This is a genomic window from Telmatospirillum sp. J64-1 (assembly GCF_006980715.1).
Lineage (GTDB): Bacteria > Pseudomonadota > Alphaproteobacteria > Rhodospirillales > Magnetospirillaceae > Oleiliquidispirillum > Oleiliquidispirillum nitrogeniifigens.
Genome location: NZ_SBHN01000003.1, coordinates 155,759 through 172,451 on the forward strand (window position 1 = coordinate 155,759; position 16,693 = coordinate 172,451).

The 16,693-nt window shown below is 65.3% G+C and carries 16 protein-coding genes; 6 read left to right on the forward strand and 10 right to left on the reverse strand.

The window, feature by feature from the left end; all coding sequences use genetic code 11:
* Window positions 1-4: 4 nt before the first annotated feature.
* A complete protein-coding gene (gene hflC, locus EPD66_RS04500; protein ID WP_142847281.1) occupies window positions 5-907 on the reverse strand; it encodes a protease modulator HflC in 903 nt (300 codons plus the stop codon).
* Complete coding sequence (gene hflK, locus EPD66_RS04505; protein WP_142847282.1) at window positions 904-2,136, reverse strand: FtsH protease activity modulator HflK; 1,233 nt, start codon at window positions 2,134-2,136, stop codon at window positions 904-906. The genes hflC and hflK overlap by 4 nt, the downstream gene beginning before the upstream one ends.
* A 229-nt stretch (window positions 2,137-2,365) precedes the next feature.
* Here hflK and apbC point away from each other — a divergent pair, with 229 nt between their 5' ends.
* On the forward strand, window positions 2,366-3,526 hold the full coding sequence (gene apbC, locus EPD66_RS04510; RefSeq protein ID WP_142847283.1) for an iron-sulfur cluster carrier protein ApbC: 1,161 nt from the start codon (window positions 2,366-2,368) through the stop codon (window positions 3,524-3,526).
* A 203-nt stretch (window positions 3,527-3,729) separates the two neighbouring features.
* On the opposite strand, the gene fba is transcribed toward apbC, so the two are convergent.
* The 8 genes from fba to EPD66_RS04550 form a co-directional block, all read right to left on the reverse strand.
* Window positions 3,730-4,809: a class II fructose-bisphosphate aldolase gene (gene fba, locus EPD66_RS04515; protein WP_142847284.1), complete on the reverse strand. Its 1,080-nt coding sequence runs from the start codon at window positions 4,807-4,809 to the stop codon at window positions 3,730-3,732.
* Window positions 4,810-4,824: 15 nt separating this feature from the next.
* The gene (gene tkt / locus EPD66_RS04520; protein WP_142847285.1) at window positions 4,825-6,837 is read right to left on the reverse strand and encodes a transketolase; all 2,013 of its coding nucleotides are present in this window, start codon (window positions 6,835-6,837) and stop codon (window positions 4,825-4,827) included.
* 16 nt (window positions 6,838-6,853) lie between these two features.
* A complete protein-coding gene (locus EPD66_RS04525) occupies window positions 6,854-7,795 on the reverse strand; it encodes a phosphoribulokinase (RefSeq protein ID WP_142847286.1) in 942 nt (313 codons plus the stop codon).
* Between the two features lie 394 nt (window positions 7,796-8,189).
* Window positions 8,190-9,176: a class II fructose-bisphosphatase gene (glpX, locus tag EPD66_RS04530; protein ID WP_142847287.1), complete on the reverse strand. Its 987-nt coding sequence runs from the start codon at window positions 9,174-9,176 to the stop codon at window positions 8,190-8,192.
* Between the two features lie 114 nt (window positions 9,177-9,290).
* Window positions 9,291-9,920: a response regulator transcription factor gene (locus EPD66_RS04535; RefSeq protein ID WP_142847288.1), complete on the reverse strand. Its 630-nt coding sequence runs from the start codon at window positions 9,918-9,920 to the stop codon at window positions 9,291-9,293.
* Between the two features lie 155 nt (window positions 9,921-10,075).
* Window positions 10,076-10,882 (reverse strand): pyrroline-5-carboxylate reductase, encoded by an 807-nt coding sequence (proC, locus tag EPD66_RS04540; RefSeq protein ID WP_142847289.1) that lies wholly within the window; start codon window positions 10,880-10,882, stop codon window positions 10,076-10,078.
* 8 nt (window positions 10,883-10,890) lie between these two features.
* Window positions 10,891-11,397, reverse strand: a complete 507-nt coding sequence (locus EPD66_RS04545) for a YbjN domain-containing protein (RefSeq protein ID WP_142847290.1) — start codon at window positions 11,395-11,397, stop codon at window positions 10,891-10,893.
* Window positions 11,398-11,598: 201 nt separating this feature from the next.
* A complete protein-coding gene (locus tag EPD66_RS04550; protein ID WP_142847291.1) occupies window positions 11,599-11,928 on the reverse strand; it encodes an accessory factor UbiK family protein in 330 nt (109 codons plus the stop codon).
* A 179-nt stretch (window positions 11,929-12,107) separates the two neighbouring features.
* Here EPD66_RS04550 and rfaD point away from each other — a divergent pair, with 179 nt between their 5' ends.
* The 5 genes from rfaD (at window position 12,108) to EPD66_RS04575 (ending at window position 16,621) form a co-directional block, all read left to right on the forward strand.
* A complete protein-coding gene (gene rfaD / locus EPD66_RS04555) occupies window positions 12,108-13,094 on the forward strand; it encodes an ADP-glyceromanno-heptose 6-epimerase (protein ID WP_142847292.1) in 987 nt (328 codons plus the stop codon).
* Window positions 13,095-13,106: 12 nt separating this feature from the next.
* Window positions 13,107-13,904, forward strand: a complete 798-nt coding sequence (gene lgt / locus EPD66_RS04560) for a prolipoprotein diacylglyceryl transferase (RefSeq protein ID WP_142847293.1) — start codon at window positions 13,107-13,109, stop codon at window positions 13,902-13,904.
* The gene (locus tag EPD66_RS04565) at window positions 13,901-14,965 is read left to right on the forward strand and encodes a class I SAM-dependent methyltransferase (protein WP_255448363.1); all 1,065 of its coding nucleotides are present in this window, start codon (window positions 13,901-13,903) and stop codon (window positions 14,963-14,965) included. The genes lgt and EPD66_RS04565 overlap by 4 nt, the downstream gene beginning before the upstream one ends.
* A gap of 37 nt (window positions 14,966-15,002) precedes the next feature.
* Window positions 15,003-15,773: a peptidoglycan editing factor PgeF gene (gene pgeF, locus EPD66_RS04570; RefSeq protein ID WP_142847294.1), complete on the forward strand. Its 771-nt coding sequence runs from the start codon at window positions 15,003-15,005 to the stop codon at window positions 15,771-15,773.
* A gap of 89 nt (window positions 15,774-15,862) precedes the next feature.
* Window positions 15,863-16,621 carry a hypothetical protein gene (locus tag EPD66_RS04575; RefSeq protein WP_142847295.1) on the forward strand — a complete coding sequence of 253 codons (759 nt, stop codon included), beginning with the start codon at window positions 15,863-15,865 and terminating at the stop codon, window positions 16,619-16,621.
* Window positions 16,622-16,693: the final 72 nt, after the last annotated feature.

A 16,693-nucleotide genomic window follows, 5' to 3' on the forward strand; every position in this document is an offset into this window, starting at 1 on the left:
GGGATCAGCGTCCGCCGGTGGGTTGGGTCAGGGGACCTTCTCCCCCGTTCCGCGGCGAGATGCCGAAATGCTGGAAGAACTCGCCGTCAGGCGACAGGATCAGCGACGTATTGTCGTCGTTGAACACCGTGCGGTAGGCCTGCAGCGAGCGGTAGAAGTTGAAGAATTCCGGGTCCTGCGTCGCCGCACGGGCCCAGATGGCGTTGGCGTTGCGCTCGCCTTCACCGCGCAGGATCTGGGCTTGGCGCTGGGCCTCGGCCAGAAGCACGGTGCGCTCGCGTTCGGCGCGGGCGCGGATCTGCTGGGCGCGTTCCTGACCTTGGGCGCGGGCCTCGCGGGCTTCACGCTCACGCTCGGACTGCATCCGGGCGAAGATGGCCTGGCTCGTTTCCTCCGGCAGGTCGGCGCGGCGGATACGCACGTCGATCACGTTGATGCCCAGGCCATCGGCTTCCGCCGTCACCTGGCGCTGGATCTCGTTCATGATCGCAACACGTTCGCCCGACAGGACGCTTTGCAGCATCACGCCACCGAGAACACGGCGGAGCGAACCGGAGACCAGATCGCGGACACGGGCACGGGCCACGTCCTCGTTGCGCACCGTCTGATAGAAGCGCAGCGGGTCTTCGATCTGGAAGCGGGTGAAGGTATCCACCTCGATGCGACGCTGGTCGGCCAGCAGCACCTGCTCGGCCGGCAGGTCCAGCGACAGGACGCGCTTCTCGTAGACCAGCACGTCTTCGATGAAGGGCACCTTGACGTGCAGGCCCGGCTCGGTGATGACCGCGCGCGGCGCACCCAGGCGCAGGACCAACGCCTGTTCCGGCTGACGCACGACGAACAGCGCCGAAGCGGCGACGACTGCGCCGACGACCAGCAGGCCGCCGAGAACGAACATCTTGTTCATCGGGCACCTCCGGGAGCCAGCGCCGCCGTCGGCGAGGGCTGCTGTTGACCCTGGGCCTGCTGGCCCGGAGCCGGCGGCTGACCCTGACGGGGCCGCAATTCAGGCAAGGGCAGATAGGGCACCACGCCCCGGCCGCCGTTCTCGGCGGCAGGATCGATGATGATCTTGCTGGTGCCGCGCATGACTTCTTCCATGGTCTCCAGATACAGGCGGCGGGCCGTCACGTCCTCGGCACCGACATAAGCCTGGTAGACCGACAGGAAGCGTTGGGCGTCACCTTCCGCCGCGTTGACGATCTGCTCGCGGTAGGCCTCGGCCTCCTGAACGATCCGTTCGGCTTCGCCTCGGGCACGCGGGATGATGTCGTTGCGATAGGCCTCGGCCTCGTTGCGCAGACGCTCCTGGTCGGCGCGGGCACGCTGCACGTCGTTGAACGCATCCACGACCGGGGCAGGCGGGTCGACGCTCAGCAGCTGGACCTGGGTGATCGTCACCCCGGCACCGTATTCGTCGAGCAATGCCTGAAGCCGGTCGCGCGTGGCGATTTCGATCTCGGCACGGCCGGCGGTCAGGGCGCTTTGGATCGGCGTCTGGCCGATGATGTCGCGCATCACCGATTCGGCGGCGGCACGCACGGTGCCGTCCGGATCGCGGATGTTGAACAAATACTGCCCGGCATCGTTGATGACCCAGAAGACCGAGAAATCGATATCGACGATGTTCTCGTCACCCGTCAGCATGATGCTTTCTTCGGGCACGTCGCGTACGCCGGCGGCGCGCATGCCGGGACGCGGGATTTCCCCGCCCTGGGCGCGATAGCCGATCTGCACCAGATTGGTCTGGGTGACGTTGGGCTTGATCACCGTCTCGATGGGAGACGGCAAATGGTAATGCAGGCCGGGACCGGTGGTATCCACCCACTTGCCGAAGCGCAGGACCACACCCTGTTCACTGGGGTTGACGCGATAGAAGCCGGTCGCCCCCCACAGGGCCAAGCCGATCAGCGCCACGAGCGCCAGGGCACGGCCGCCGCCGAAGCCGCCGGGCATCAGGCGCTTGAAGCGGTCCTGGCTCTTGCGGATCAGCTCTTCGATATCCGGCGGCTGCGGACCGCCGCCGCCACCGCCGCCACCACCGCCGCCGGGGCGGCCCCACGGGCCACCGCCGCCGCTATTACCTCCGCCGCTACCCCAGGGGCCGCCGCCCCCGCCTTGAGGAGTCCAAGGCATCGAGTATCCTTCCCTTTCATTGAGTGTCCCGTCAGAGAGACCGGACACTTTTTTACAAGTCTGAGCTTAGCACCATAGCAAAATCCACAGCAAAATTGGTGCTGCGCCCTATATCACGGTCAGCTAGAGTGCCATCCGCGCTTCATACACTAAAGCTCCCCGCAAAGAAGGGAAGCCTATAACACCAAAGCGTCCAGGGGATATGTGAAAAGGCAAGGAGTTTTCAAGCATGGCGCAGGTCACGGAAGAACAGGTCCTTACAGCCCTGCGTGGGGTTCTGGACCCCGATAAAAAGGCAGATATCGTTAGCCTTGGGATGGTGCAGGGACTGGCCGTCAAGGACGGGCATGTCGCCTTCGCCATCGAGGTCGATCCCCAGCGCGGCCCTCATCTCGAACCACTGCGCAAACAGGCCGAAAAGGTCGTCGATGCCCTACCGGGCGTGCTGACCGCCTCGGCCGTGCTGACCGCCCAGCGCCAGGGCGGCGGCCAACAGCAGCAACAGGGCGGACACCAGCACGGCCCGGGTTGCGGCCATGGCGGCGGCCACGGCCATAGCCACGGCGCGGCCCAGCCCGACAGCCTGCTGCCCACCGTCAAGTCGGTGATCGCCGTCGCCTCGGGCAAGGGCGGCGTCGGCAAGTCCACCACCTCGATCAACCTGGCCCTGGCCCTGTCGCAGCTGGGCCTGAAGGTCGCCCTGTTCGACGCCGACATCTACGGCCCCTCGGCACCGCGCATGCTGGGCCTGTCGGGCGAACAGCCGACCTCGCCGGACGGCAAGACCATGCTGCCGCTGGAAGGCTATGGCATCAAGGTCATGTCCATGGGCTTCATGGTGGAAGAGGCCAGCCCCATCGTCTGGCGCGGCCCGATGGTCATGGGTGCGCTGGAGCAGATGCTGCGCGACGTGCGCTGGGGCGAGATCGACGTCATGGTCATCGACATGCCGCCCGGCACCGGCGATGCCCAGCTCACCATCACCCAACGCGTGCCGCTGGCCGGCGCGGTGGTGGTCTCGACCCCGCAGGACATCGCCCTGCTGGACGCCCGCAAGGGTCTGAACATGTTCCGCAAGGTCGACGTGCCCATTCTCGGCATCATCGAGAACATGAGCTACCACGTCTGCCCCAAATGCGGCCATGAGGAGCATATCTTCGGCCATGGCGGCGCCCAGACCGAAGCCAAGCGCCTGAACTGCGACTTCCTCGGCGAAGTGCCGCTGCATGTGGATATCCGCAGCACCTCGGACCGGGGCGAGCCGATCGTCGTCAGCAAACCCTCAAGCCCGCATGCCCAGGCCTACCGGGACATCGCCCAGAAGGTCTGGAACAAGATCCAGGCCGGCCAGCAGGCCAGCCGCCAGGGTCCGCGCTTCGTCACCGAGTAAGGTATCTCTGGGCCCTGCCCGTATCCACATTTCACTCGTCATTCCCGCGAAAGCGGGAATCCATGTCACGGCTCCTTTCTGGACCTGACATGGGCTCCCGCCTCCGCGGGAGCGACGAGACAAGGATGTTCAAGCAGACCAGAAAAGCAAAACGGCGGCTCCTTGCGGAGCCGCCGTTTCGTTTTGTTCGCCTGTGCCCGGACTTACTGGGCGGCCATGGCCGTGACCTGGGGTTCCAGGTCGCCGGAGACATAGCGTTCGCTCATGGTTTCCAGGGACAGCGGACGGATCTTGCTGGCCCAGCCGGCGGCACCGAAGGCTTCGTAGCGGGCCTTGCAGATTTCCGACATGGCCTTGGTGGTTTCCTTCAGATACTTCCGCGGATCGAATTCCTTGGGATGATCAGCCAGGAATTTGCGGATGGTACCGGTCGAGGCCATGCGCAGGTCGGTGTCGATATTGATCTTGCGGACGCCATGCTTGATGGCTTCCACGATCTCTTCCACCGGCACGCCATAGGTCTGGCCCAGGTCGCCACCGTAATTATTGATGATCTGCAGCCATTCCTGCGGCACCGAGGACGAGCCGTGCATCACCAGATGGGTGTTGGGGATGCGGGCATGGATTTCCTTGACGCGGCCGATGGCCAGGATGTCGCCGGTCGGCGGACGGGTGAACTTGTAGGCGCCATGGCTGGTGCCGATGGCGATGGCCAGGGCGTCCACCTTGGTCTTGGCGACGAAATCGGCGGCCTGCTCGGGATCGGTCAGCATCTGGCTGTGATCGAGCGTGCCTTCCGCGCCGACGCCGTCTTCCTCGCCGGCCTGGCCGGTTTCGAGCGAGCCCAGGCAGCCCAGTTCGCCCTCGACCGACACGCCGCAGGCATGGGCCATGTCGACCACCTTGGCGGTGACGTCGACATTGTATTCATAGGAAGACGGGGTCTTGCCGTCGGTCATCAGCGAGCCGTCCATCATCACCGAGCTGAAGCCCGACTGGATGGAGCGCATGCAGACCTGCGGCGAGGTGCCGTGATCCTGGTGCATGCAGACCGGGATATGCGGGAAGGCCTCGGTGGCGGCGAGGATCAGGTGGCGCAGGAAGGGTTCGCCGGCATATTTGCGGGCACCGGCCGAGCCTTGCAGGATGACCGGGCTGTCGGTGGCCGCCGCGGCCTCCATGATCGCCTTGACCTGTTCCATGTTGTTGACGTTGAACGCCGGAATCCCGTAGCCGTTCTCAGCCGCATGGTCGAGCAGTTGGCGAAGCGAAATGAGTGCCATCTGAATTTCTCTCCCTTATTTGGCCTTACCCAGGCGGGCCATCGCGATATCGGCAACCGACTGGGCGGTGATGTCGAAATGGGCGTAGAGCTGCTCGGCCGGGCCGGAAGCCCCGAAGCTCCTCATGCCGACCACGGCGCCTTCGTCGCCGACCCAGCGCTCCCACCCGAAGGTGCTGCCTGCCTCGATGGCGATGCGCAGGCCAGACCCCAGAACCTTGCGACGGTAATCGGTCGGCTGCTGCGCGAACAGTTCCCAACAAGGCATAGAAACAACGGCAGTAGCGATACCGACTTCATGCAGCATGGCCTGGGCGACCAGGGCGACAGGCACTTCGGTCCCGGTCGCCAGGATGGTCACCTGGCGCGGCTGGTCGGGTTCGGACAGCACATAGGCACCCCGTGCCGACAGATTCTCTTCCACATGGTCCTGACGCACGGTCGGGATGTTGTGGCGCGACAGGGCGAAGACGCTCGGACCGCCTTCGTTCGACAGCGCCACTTCATAGCATTCAGCCGTCTCGACCGCATCGCAGGGGCGGAAAACCAGCACATTGGGCATCGCGCGCAGGGACGCAAGATGTTCAATCGGCTGATGGGTCGGCCCATCTTCGCCCAGCCCGATGGAATCATGGGTCAACACATAGAGAACCCGCTGACCCATCAGGGCGGACATGCGCAAGGCCGGACGGAGATAGTCGGAGAAGACGAAGAAGGTGCCGCCATAGGGCACGAAACCGCCATGCAGGGCCAGGCCGTTCATCGCCGCGGCCATGCCGTGCTCGCGCACGCCGTAATGCAGGTAGCGGCCCGAGAAGTCGGTCGGGGTGACCGAGCGGGTGGACTTGGTGATGGTCAGGTTGGAATGGGTCAGGTCGGCCGAGCCGCCCACCAGTTCCGGAATGGCGGCAGTCAGGACTTCCAGCACTTCCTGGCTGGCCTTGCGGGTCGCCCATTTCGGCTGTTCTTCCGACACCTTCTTCTTGAAGGCGGTCAGCTTGTCCTGCCAGCCCGCGGGCAGGCGGCCGGACAGGGTGCGCAGGAATTCGGCCTTGGCCTCGGCCGGCATGGCTTCGACCCGGCCTTCCCAGGCGCGGCGGGCATCGGCCCCGCGCGACCCGGCCAGGCGCCAGGCGGTCAGGATGGAGTCCGGCACCTCGAAGGGCGCATGGGGCCAGCCCAGCTTTTCGCGCATACCGGCGATCTCGTCGGCCCCCAGCGGCGCGCCATGGGTCTTTTCCGAACCGGCCTTGGTCGGGGCGCCATAGCCGATGGTGGTGCGGCAGGCGATCAGCGAGGGCTTGTCGGACTTGCGGGCGGCATCGATGGCGGCGGCGATGGCTTCCGGATCATGGCCGTCGACGCGGCAGACATCCCAGTTGGAGGCCTGGAAACGCATCAGCTGGTCGTCGGAGACGGCCATCTCGGTGTCGCCGTCGATGCAGATATGGTTGTCGTCCCACAGCACGATCAGCTTGTTCAGGCGCAGATGGCCGGCCAGCGAGATGGCTTCCTGGCTGATACCTTCCATCAGGCAGCCGTCACCGGCGATGACATAGGTGTAGTGGTCGACGATGTCCGAGCCGTGGCGGGCGGCCAGCATCTTTTCCGCCAGGGCGAAACCGACGGCATTGGCGATACCCTGGCCCAGCGGCCCGGTGGTGGTTTCGGCCGCCGAGACATGACCGAATTCCGGGTGACCGGCGGTACGGGCGCCGAGCTGGCGGAAATTCTTGATCTGCTCGATATTGATATCCTCGTAGCCGGTCAGGTAGGCCAGCGAGTAGAGGAGCATCGAGCCATGGCCGGCGGAAAGGATGAAGCGATCGCGATCGGCCCAGCGGGGATGATTGGCGTCGAATTTCAGGAAGCGCGTAAACAGAACCGTCGCCACATCCGCCATGCCCATGGGCATTCCGGGATGGCCGGACTTGGCCTTTTCCACCGCATCCACGGAAAGGAAGCGGATGGCATTGGCCAATTCGGCATGGCTGGCCTGAGACGGAGCCGTGGCAAGCTGGGCTGTCATCGAGATCTGATCCTTTTTAGATCGCATAGTGTCCAAGGGCGGCCTTCACCAGGTGAAAGGTGATCAATAGCTGCGACAAGGCGAGCGGGTGGCTGATGCCGGTCCGGTTCTCGTTATCGGTGAACTGGCCCAGATTGGCACGCAGATGCCCTGCTTCGGGGATAAGGCTCCACAGGAGCTCTTCCATCGCCTTTGCGCGCTTGTCGTCGATATCGCCGGAAATTTCAAGAACATCGACCGGCTTTCCATCAACATCGCGCGATAAGTCCATGCGGAACCCACTTTTCGCGCCCGCGTCCAGGATCGGCGTGAGGTCGGGATGGGGCAAGGTGGGGCGCAGGACATGGCGCACATTCAGGCGGGCTCCGCTTTCATCCAGGTTGTGTTCCGGCGGATGGAAGCTGACCACCATGTCGGCGAAGGTGCGCTGGGGCCTGATGAAATTGATGCTGTCGGACTTCCGCCGCTCGAAAGAGCGCAGAACCTCCTCCAGTCCATAGCCGCGCTTGGCCGTGTCACGCTGCACTTTCCATTTGACGCGCAGATTCTCGTCCGGTTCCAGATAGACCTTCACATCGTAGCAATCGCGCATCGCCCGCGAGGAATAGCCGAGCAGCCCTTCCAGGATGATGTATTCCTTGGGCTCGACATATTCCGGCCGCCCCAGCGTGCCGTCCCGGTGGTCGTAGACCGGCTTCAGGATCGGCTCGCCGTTGCGCAGGGCACGGATGTGCTGTTCCAGGATGTCGATGTAATTGCCGCGCGGATCAAGGGCCGAGATGCCATTCTGTTCGCGTTCGGCACGGCTGTATCGGTGGTAGTCGTCGGTGCAAATGGTGAGGACGCGCTCCTGCCCCAGAATCTGGGCCACCCCTGCGGTCAAGGTCGTCTTTCCCGCAGCGGAATCGCCGACGATTCCCAAGATGATGGGCCGGGTGATGTTCGGGTTGAGGGGCATCCGTTCCTCCAGAAGGCGCGGTGCCCTTATATAACATTCGCGTCAAAGATGGTTAGAGCAGTTTCGAGCCTCTGCAGGCGCATGCACCGAGAGGCCCCCGCGGGGCTCTTCCGCATCAGGTTTATAGGATTGATGAGAAAGCATAAATTAGCTTCGCCCTGAGGAGCCGCAAAGCGACGTCTCGAAGAGACTGGCAGGGCAAAGGCCGGGCAGGATGCCGACAAACCCCTTTCCTCGTCACTCCCGCGAAAGCGGGAGTCCATGGAGCCGCAGCATCCATATTTCGCGGCTTATATCTTTGCGATCCCCAACATGGACCCCCGCCTTCGCGGGGGTGACGTTTTCTGCGGGCGGCACCGGCTTTGCCAGCATTCCGACAGGCCAAAGGCCCGGCCTAGTCCGCCCCAGCCTTGCGCAGCCGGTGATAGGTGGTCAGGAACTGGCGCTCGCCGGTGGTGCCGCTGACCATCATGGTATGGGTCTTCTCGCTGTCCTGGCAGCGTTCCACGCCTTCGAGCAGCAGACCGGTGGTGATTCCGGTGGCGCAGAAATGCACCTGGTCGGACGTCACCAATTCCTCGCAGCGCCACCAGCGCTGGATGTCCATCCCCTGCTCCAGCACGGCCAGCTTCTCGCTGGCGAGCTGCGGGTCGATACGGCCCAGGAATTCGCCGCCCATGGCGCGGATGGCGCAGGCCGAAAGCATGCCTTCGGGCGTACCGCCCGTGCCCATCAGCGCATCGATGCCGGAATTGGGAATGGCCGCCATCACCGCCCCGGCCACGTCGCCGGCGGGATAGAGGGCGACACGGGCGCCGGCGCGGTGCAGCCGTTCCACCAGGTCGCGGTGACGCGGCTTTTCCAGCACATAGATGGTTAGCTCGCCCACCTTCTTGCCAAGCGTCCGGGACAGCACGTTCAGCTTTTCCTCGACCGGCGAGTCCGGGTCGATCAGGCCGCGCACCTGCGGCGGCCCGGCGAATTTTTCCATGTAGAAGGCGGGACCGGGATCGAACAGGCTGCCATGCGGGGCCATAGCGATGACGGCCATGGCATTGGTCATGCCCTTGGCGAGATAGCTGGTGCCTTCCACCGGATCGACGGCTATGTCGTAGCGGGGCGGCTGGGCCGGATCGCCGATGCGTTCACCGCTGTACAGCCGGGGGGATTCCTCCTGGCTGCCCTCGCCGATGACCAGCAGGCCGTTGATGCCCAGCCGGTCCAAGCCGTCGCCCATGGCGTCGATGGCGGCGCGGTCGCCCTGGCATTTGTTGCCCTGGCCGATACAATCCCAGGCGGCACGGGCTGCGGCTTCGGTCACGGCGCGCAAGCCCCAGGTGAGGCCGGGCGCCACCGCCAGATCCTCTTGGACGATGCTCATGCCTCTCCCGCTTTCTTTGCTTTTCTGCATCATGGGAAAACGGCCCCTCGAGACACAACACCCTTGGGTGTCGGCACCCTCTCTCTTGCGGGCAGGGCCTCCCCTACCCGGATTTCACCGTCCGTCGCGTCCCTTGAGATAGAACGCCACGGCCTGGGCGCGGTTCGAGACGCCCAGCTTGTCGTAGAGATTCTTCAGGTGGAACTTAACCGTGTTCAGCGAGATGTCGAGCTGCTGCGCCATCTGCTGGTTGGTCAGCCCGCCCGCCAGCGAAGACAGCAATTCCCGCTCGCGCGGGGTCAGCCCGGCGAAGGGATCGGCGGCCAGGCGGGCCACATCGATAAAGGGGAAGACCATCTTGCCAGCGGCGACGCTGGTGATGGTGTCCAGAAGCTGCTGCGGCGGATCGTTCTTCGAGCAGAACCCCGCCGCTCCCAAGGCCATGGCCTGGCGCGGCACATCGGCATTGCCACTGCCGGTATAGACGATGATGCGCGGCGAATCGGCCTTGCCGCGCAAAGCCTGCAAGACGCCCCGTCCGTCGAGGAAGGGCATTTCCCAGCCGATGACGCCCACGTCGAAATGCAGCCGCTCGGCGGCAGCCAGGAATCGTTCGCCATCGGAAGCGACCGTCAGAACGGAAAAGCGGTCGTCCCCCGAGAACAGCTTGATCAGGCTGCTCTGGAGCAACGGGTTCTTTTCGGCAATGACGATCTCGATCGGCTTCTTCTGCTGCAGCACCATGGTGGTCCGATTGCTTGCTCCGGCGACGGGAACCTACCCAAATCCTACCCGCCTTGCGGCGACAATAGCGTAAATGCGCGCGAGCGCAAACCGCGCTCCGCGTTCAAGCCGCTTTTTTTCTTGTAAAATTTACCGGGCGGGACTCACGCCTCGAGTCAGGACGCCAATTCCCGGGAACGCCGGGTGGCGGCCTCGACGGCCTCGCTCATCAGCGCGGTCAAGCCGCCTTCCTCCCGCATCAGCACTTGAAGGGCGGCGAAGGTCGTGCCGCCGGGGCTGGTGACGTTCTGGCGCAGCGTCCCCGCCTCCTCGGAGGACTGGCGCAGCAATTCCCCCGCCCCCGAGACCGTGGCCCGCGCCAGGGAGAGGGCCAGATCGGCGGGCAGTCCGGCGCGGCGTCCGGCCTCGGCCAGGGCCTCGACCATATGGAAGACATAGGCCGGCCCGCTGCCCGAGACGGCAGTGACGGCATCCATCAGGGCTTCGTCCGCCACCTCTTCCACCTGCCCCACCGCGGCCAGAAGATCGCGGCAGGCCGCGCGCTGGGCGGACGTGACATTGGCGTTGGCGCACAGGACGGTGATGCCGGCGCGCACGGCGGCCGGCGTGTTGGGCATGGCGCGGATGATCGCCGCCTCGCGGCCGAACAGCCCCTCGAAGAAGGCGATGGTCTTGCCCGCCGCGATGGAGAGGTAGACCACGTTGCGGAAACGCCCGTAGGCTGCGGCGACGTCGGCCATCACCTGGGGCTTGACCGCCAGGACCAGAACGTCGGGGGAGAAATCCTCCGGCACGTCCTGGGCGCCGCCCACGACACGGACCCGGCCGTCGAAGGTGCGGCGTGCGAAATCGCCGGGATCGACCACCACCACATCGGCGGGGGCCAGCCCCCGGTCCAGCCAGCCTTCCAGCATGGCCGCGCCCATCTTGCCGCAGCCGACCAGCAGAATCCGTGTCGTCATGTCAGGTCTCAGGCCTCGCCGACGGTATCGAGAAGGGCTGCGGCGATGGCCTCGTTCGCCGTCTTGCCGCCCCAGATGACGAACTGGAAGGCCGGATAGAAGCGCTCGGCCTCGCTCAGCGCGATATCCACCAGATCCTCGATCTGTTCCATGCTCGCCCCCGAGGCGCCGCGCAGCAGCACCGAATGGCGGAACATGGGGATGTTTTCTTCGGCCCAGATGCCGAAATGGCCCAGCCACATGCGATCGTTGACCAGGGCCAGCAATTCGTAGATGGGCGGACGCTTGGCGTCGGGAATCTTCATGTCATAGGCGCAGGTGAAGTGCATCGCGCCCAATTCTTCCCGCCAAGCGAAATACAGGCTGAAATCGCACCAGCGGCCCGGCACTTCGACGGCCATCTCTTCGTCGTTGCGCCGGTCGAAGGGCCAATCATTGGCGATGACGAACTGCTCCACCAGGTCGAGCGGATTGGCCGCGAGCTCGTCGTCGCCGAATTCCACGGATATGGTCATGGAGAGCCCTCCTCTGGCAGCGCCGCGCGAAGGCGGCGCGACAATGCAAAAATATGGCGTTCCGGGCCGGAGACACCACAAGGGGTAGACTAGACAGCGCCCCTGCCGCCTGCAAGGCAATAATCCCCCGCCCCCACGGCAAGGCCGGAGCATTGGGAGTAGGCGGCGGCAAAGGCGGCAGTCAGGGCCTTTTCAGGATGGTCAGGCAACCGGCGGAGCGCTTCCGCCATCGGCGGTGCCGTCCTGCGGCTTGGCGCTTTCACCGGCCTTGGCGGCGCCCTTCAGCGCCATCAGCTCGGCTTCCAGCGCCACCAGGCGCAGGGTCAGGGCCTCCTGCTCCTCGCGCGCCTTGGCGGCCATGTCGCGCACCATGTCGAATTCTTCGCGCGGAACCACGTCCATTTCGGAAAGGATGCGTTCGAACTGCTGACGAACCAAGGCCTCGACCTCGTTCTTCAGGCCGGTGAGTGTCCCCAGCGCACCACCGGCAACGCGGGAGAGATCGTCGAAGAAGCGGTTTTCGGTCTGCATATCGGCCTTCCGGACTAAATAGGAACCTCATTATGAAGAAGGCGGACCGTTCCTGGCAATAGGCCCTGATTTTTACACGATTACCGTCAAAGACCTGCCGCCGGAGGGACCCGCCCTTGCACCCCCTGCCGGACCGGCCCTATAAACGCCCAAAGCCTGGCCTAAGGGAGTGCCTGTCCATGTATGTCGTTACGGGTGGTGCCGGTTTCATCGGCTCGAATATCGCAGCGGCCATCGAAGAGCGCGGAGATTGCGAACTGGTGGTCTGCGACCGCCTGCGTTCCAACGACAAATGGCGCAACATCGCCAAGCGCGATTTGGCCGACATCGTCGCACCGGAGCAGCTTTTCGATTTCCTTGACGCCAACAAGCAAAAGCTGAAGGCCGTCATCCACATGGGCGCCATCTCGGCCACGACCGAGACCGATGCCGACAAGATCTTCACCAACAATTTCGCGCTCTCCATGGCCCTGTGGCAATGGTGCTCGCTTCATCATGTCCGGTTCATCTACGCCTCCTCGGCCGCGACCTACGGCGACGGCTCGGAAGGCTTCGACGACGACATGTCGCGCCGGCACCTGGCCAAGCTGCGGCCGCTGAACGCCTATGGCTGGAGCAAGCATCTCTTCGACCGCCGCGTGGCGAAGAAGCTGGAAGACAGGCTGCCCGCTCCGCCGCAATGGGCGGGCCTGAAATTCTTCAACGTCTACGGCCCCAACGAATACCACAAGGCCGGACAGCAGAGCGTGGTGGCGCAGATCTATCCCCATGCCGAGATGGGCAACCCCGCCCATCTGTTCCGCTCGCACAATCCCAATTATCCCGATGGCGGGCAGCTGCGCGATTTCATCTGGATCGGCGACGTGGTCGACGTGGTGATGTGGCTGCTGGACAACCCCACGGTCTCGGGCCTGTACAATGTCGGCACCGGCCAAGCGCGGTCTTTTCTCGATCTTGCCTCTTCGGTCTATCGCGCTTTGGGCAAGGAGCCCTATATCAAGTTCGTCGACACGCCCCTGCAGATCCGGGACAAGTACCAGTACTTCACCCAAGCCAACATGGAGAAGCTCCGTACCGCCGGCTATACCCGCCCCTTCACGGGGCTGGAAGAGGGTGTGTCGCGCTATGTGCAGGACTATCTCGCCACTCCCGACCGCTATCGCTGAGGACCAAGCCACGTGGCCATCGCCTTCCCCGACATCGACCCGGTCGCTCTTCAGATCGGCCCGATCGCCATCCGCTGGTATGCCCTGGCTTACATAACCGGCCTGATGGGCGGATGGGCCTATCTGCGCTGGCTGGTCAGCAAGCCGCCCCATGCCATGACCAAGGTGGACGTGGACGACTTCCTGGTCTGGGCGACGGTCGGCGTGGTGCTCGGGGGGCGGCTGGGCTACGTGCTGTTCTACCAGCCCGCCTATTACCTCCAGAACCCCCTGGAGATCCTCTTCTTGTGGCAAGGCGGCATGGCCTTCCACGGCGGCGCGCTGGGCGTCATCATCGCCATCATCCTGTTCAGCCGCCGACGAGGGCTCAACCTGCTGCGGGTCGGCGACATGATCTGCTGCACCGTGCCCATCGGCCTGTTCTTCGGCCGCATCGCCAATTTCATCAACGGCGAGCTGTGGGGCCGCCCCGCCCCGGACGTGCCCTGGGCGGTGATCTTTCCGACCGGCGGGCCGGTGCCGCGCCATCCCAGCCAGCTCTATCAGGCGGCGATGGAAGGCCTGCTGCTGTTCCTGCTGCTGCACCTGCTGTGGCGGGTCGAGGCGGTGCGGATGCGCGCCGGAACCCTGGCCGGGACCTTCCTGGCGGGTTACGGCATCGCCCGCATGATCGGGGAGTTGTTCCGCCAGCCCGACGCCCATATCGGCTTCCTCGCCGGCGGCATCACCATGGGCCAAGTGCTCTCGCTGCCCATGGTGGCGGCGGGGCTGGCGCTGATCCTGTGGCCGCGCAAGGGACAGCCGGCGTGAGCCCGCTGGAGCAGCATATCCGCAACCGCATCAAGGCCGAGGGCCCCCTTCCGGTCTCGGAATTCATGGCCGAAGCCCTGGGCCATCCCGAATGGGGATATTACCGCAAGCAGGACCCGCTGGGCGCACGCGGCGACTTCACCACCGCGCCGGAAATCAGCCAGATGTTCGGCGAATTGCTGGGCCTGTGGTGCGCCGTGGTGTGGCAGCAGATGGGATCGCCGCGCCATTTCCGGCTGGTCGAGCTGGGGCCGGGACGCGGCACGCTGATGAGCGACCTGCTGCGCGCCGCCCGGCTGGTGCCGGGCTTCCTGGGCGCCGTCCGGGTGCATCTGGTGGAAACCAGCCCGGTCCTGCGCCTGCGCCAGCGCGAGGCCCTGCGCGGCGCCCCGGTGGATTGGCATGACGACTTCTCGGAGATCCCGGACGGCCCCATGCTGCTGGTCGCCAACGAATTCTTCGACGCCCTGCCCATCCGCCAGTTCGTGCGCGACGGCGGCGGCTGGCGCGAACGCCTGATCGATGCCTGCGGGGACGACCTGGATTTCGTTACCGGGCCGCTGCTGGACGCTGGTTCCCCCGGCCTTCCTCGCCTCGACGGCGTCGCCGAAGGCGATATCGCCGAGACCTGCCCCGCCGGGCAAGAGGTAGCCCAGGCCATCGGACGGCGGCTCTGCGATCAGGGCGGGGCCGCCCTGATCGTCGATTACGGCCATTCCCGCTCGGCCGCCGGCGATACCTTGCAGGCGGTCCGCCAGCATCGCTACCACCCGGTGCTAGCCCTGCCGGGCGAGGCCGACCTGACCGCCCATGTCGATTTCCAGGCCCTTGCCGACGCCGCCCGCCCGGCCAAGGCCCATGGCACCGTCGACCAGGGCAGCTTCCTAAGGGCCATGGGCATCGAAGCCCGGGCCGAGGCACTGCTCCGCGGCGCCGAGCCGAAGCAGCGTTTCGAGATCGCCACCGCCTGCCATCGCTTGATCAGTCCGACGGAAATGGGCACTCTCTTTAAATCCTTGGCCCTGACGCAGCCGGATCTGCCAGCTCCGCCCGGGTTCTGACAAGAACACACGAAACGAATAATAAAGACCGGCAGCAATGATCACAGTTTCAGCACTGAATGAACATACCGGGATCCGTCATGCTTTCTTCAGCAGGGACGGCGGAGTTTCGGAAGGCATTTACGCATCCTTGAATTGTGGACCAGGGTCGAAAGACGACCCTGAAAAAGTGCGCCGCAATCGTGCCATTGCCATGGAATACCTGGACATGCCCCCGGAGGCCCTGGTCACCCTGCGCCAGGAACACACCAGCAAGACCCTGATCGTCACCGAACCCTTCGCCCCCGGCGACCTGCCCGCCGCCGACGCCCTGGCGACCAATGTACCGGGCCTGGCGCTGGGCGTGCTGGCTGCCGATTGCGCGCCGGTGCTGCTGGCCGATCCCAAGGCCGGCGTGATCGGTGCCGCCCATGCCGGTTGGCGCGGCGCCCTGGGCGGCGTGCTGAAATCGGTGGTCGAGGCGATGGAAAGCCTGGGCGCCAAGCGCGAGAACATGACGGCAGCCGTCGGCCCCTGCATCGCCCAGCGTTCCTATCAGGTTTCCGCCGATTTCGCCCCGCCCTTCCTGGCCGAGGACGAACTGAACAAATCCTTCTTCGCCCCCTGCCAGCATTCCGCCGACAAGCTGCTTTTCGACCTGCCCGGCTATTGCGCCCGGCGCCTGGCGGTGCTGGGCCTGGTGGATGTGGTGCGCACCCCCTGCGATACCTTCGCCCAGGAAGAGCGCTTCTTCAGCTTCCGCCGCTCCGTCCAGCGCGGCGAACCCGATTACGGACGCCAGCTTTCCGCCATCGTGATCGAGCGCTGAATCCGTCATGCCCCATCTCATGATGCTGTTCGGCTTCATACTCGTCGTCATGACCGGAAGCTGCGTCGCCCTGCTCGCGGGGGGATGAGGTGCGGGGCCGTTTTCTGCCAGCGGGGCTGGCCTGTCTCGTCCTCGCCGCCTGCACGACCCTGCCCCAGCCCTTTCGCCATGAAGGGGTCAACCCGCTGATGCAGCCTGCCGCCTCCTTCTGGGGGGTCGCGGTGACGGCCGGGGACGACGAGGTCCTGGCCGAGGCCATGGCCGAAGCCCTGCGCCAGCGGGAATTACCCGCCTTCGTGGGCATCGGCAACGCCAACAGCATGTTCCTTGACGGTCAGGTCGAACACGGCGTGCTGACCTGGCGCCTGTTCGACCGCGACGGCACCGAACTGGGACGCCACAGCCAGCCCGCCAGCCTCCCTGAGACCCTGCTGGCCGCCCAGGCCGCCGATATCCTCGCCCCGCTGGCCCTGCCCTCCCCCTCCCGCCTGCGCGTCAGCCTGCAGATCGTCGAGGCCCCGGGCGACGGGACGGCCAGCCTTCACCGCGCCATACAGGCTGCCTTGGCCGCATCCGCCGGCGCCGAAATCGTGTCGCCCGACGCCCCCGCCGATTACCGGGTGGAGGGACGGGTGCGCCTCAGCGACGGGCCGCCGGGCCAGGATCTCGTGGACGTGGCCTGGACGCTGCAAGACGCAGAAGGCCGGGAACTGGGCGTGGCGCGTCAGGCGGCCCCGGTGCCACGCGGCATGCTCAGCGGTCCCTGGGGTCGCGTGGCACGCGATATCGCGGCGGGCGGCGCGGAAGGCATAGCCGAAATACTCGCGCAAACCCGACCTTCCGAATAGGCGCCGGGCGGGGCTCTATATCGTTTACAGACCAAAGTCCGGCTGTTACAGTCCGCCGCGTCCAGCCAAGGG

Excerpts from the sequence above, each read along its gene's own strand:
- hflC (WP_142847281.1), bottom strand. The coding sequence starts at position 907 with ATGAACAAGATGTTCGTTCTCGGCGGCCTGCTGGTCGTCGGCGCAGTC.
- hflK (WP_142847282.1), bottom strand. The coding sequence starts at position 2,136 with ATGCCTTGGACTCCTCAAGGCGGGGGCGGCGGCCCCTGGGGTAGCGGC.
- apbC (WP_142847283.1), top strand. The coding sequence starts at position 2,366 with ATGGCGCAGGTCACGGAAGAACAGGTCCTTACAGCCCTGCGTGGGGTT.
- fba (WP_142847284.1), bottom strand. The coding sequence starts at position 4,809 with ATGGCACTCATTTCGCTTCGCCAACTGCTCGACCATGCGGCTGAGAAC.
- tkt (WP_142847285.1), bottom strand. The coding sequence starts at position 6,837 with ATGACAGCCCAGCTTGCCACGGCTCCGTCTCAGGCCAGCCATGCCGAA.
- EPD66_RS04525 (WP_142847286.1), bottom strand. The coding sequence starts at position 7,795 with ATGCCCCTCAACCCGAACATCACCCGGCCCATCATCTTGGGAATCGTC.
- glpX (WP_142847287.1), bottom strand. The coding sequence starts at position 9,176 with ATGAGCATCGTCCAAGAGGATCTGGCGGTGGCGCCCGGCCTCACCTGG.
- EPD66_RS04535 (WP_142847288.1), bottom strand. The coding sequence starts at position 9,920 with ATGGTGCTGCAGCAGAAGAAGCCGATCGAGATCGTCATTGCCGAAAAG.
- proC (WP_142847289.1), bottom strand. The coding sequence starts at position 10,882 with ATGACGACACGGATTCTGCTGGTCGGCTGCGGCAAGATGGGCGCGGCC.
- EPD66_RS04545 (WP_142847290.1), bottom strand. The coding sequence starts at position 11,397 with ATGACCATATCCGTGGAATTCGGCGACGACGAGCTCGCGGCCAATCCG.
- EPD66_RS04550 (WP_142847291.1), bottom strand. The coding sequence starts at position 11,928 with ATGCAGACCGAAAACCGCTTCTTCGACGATCTCTCCCGCGTTGCCGGT.
- rfaD (WP_142847292.1), top strand. The coding sequence starts at position 12,108 with ATGTATGTCGTTACGGGTGGTGCCGGTTTCATCGGCTCGAATATCGCA.
- pgeF (WP_142847294.1), top strand. The coding sequence starts at position 15,003 with ATGATCACAGTTTCAGCACTGAATGAACATACCGGGATCCGTCATGCT.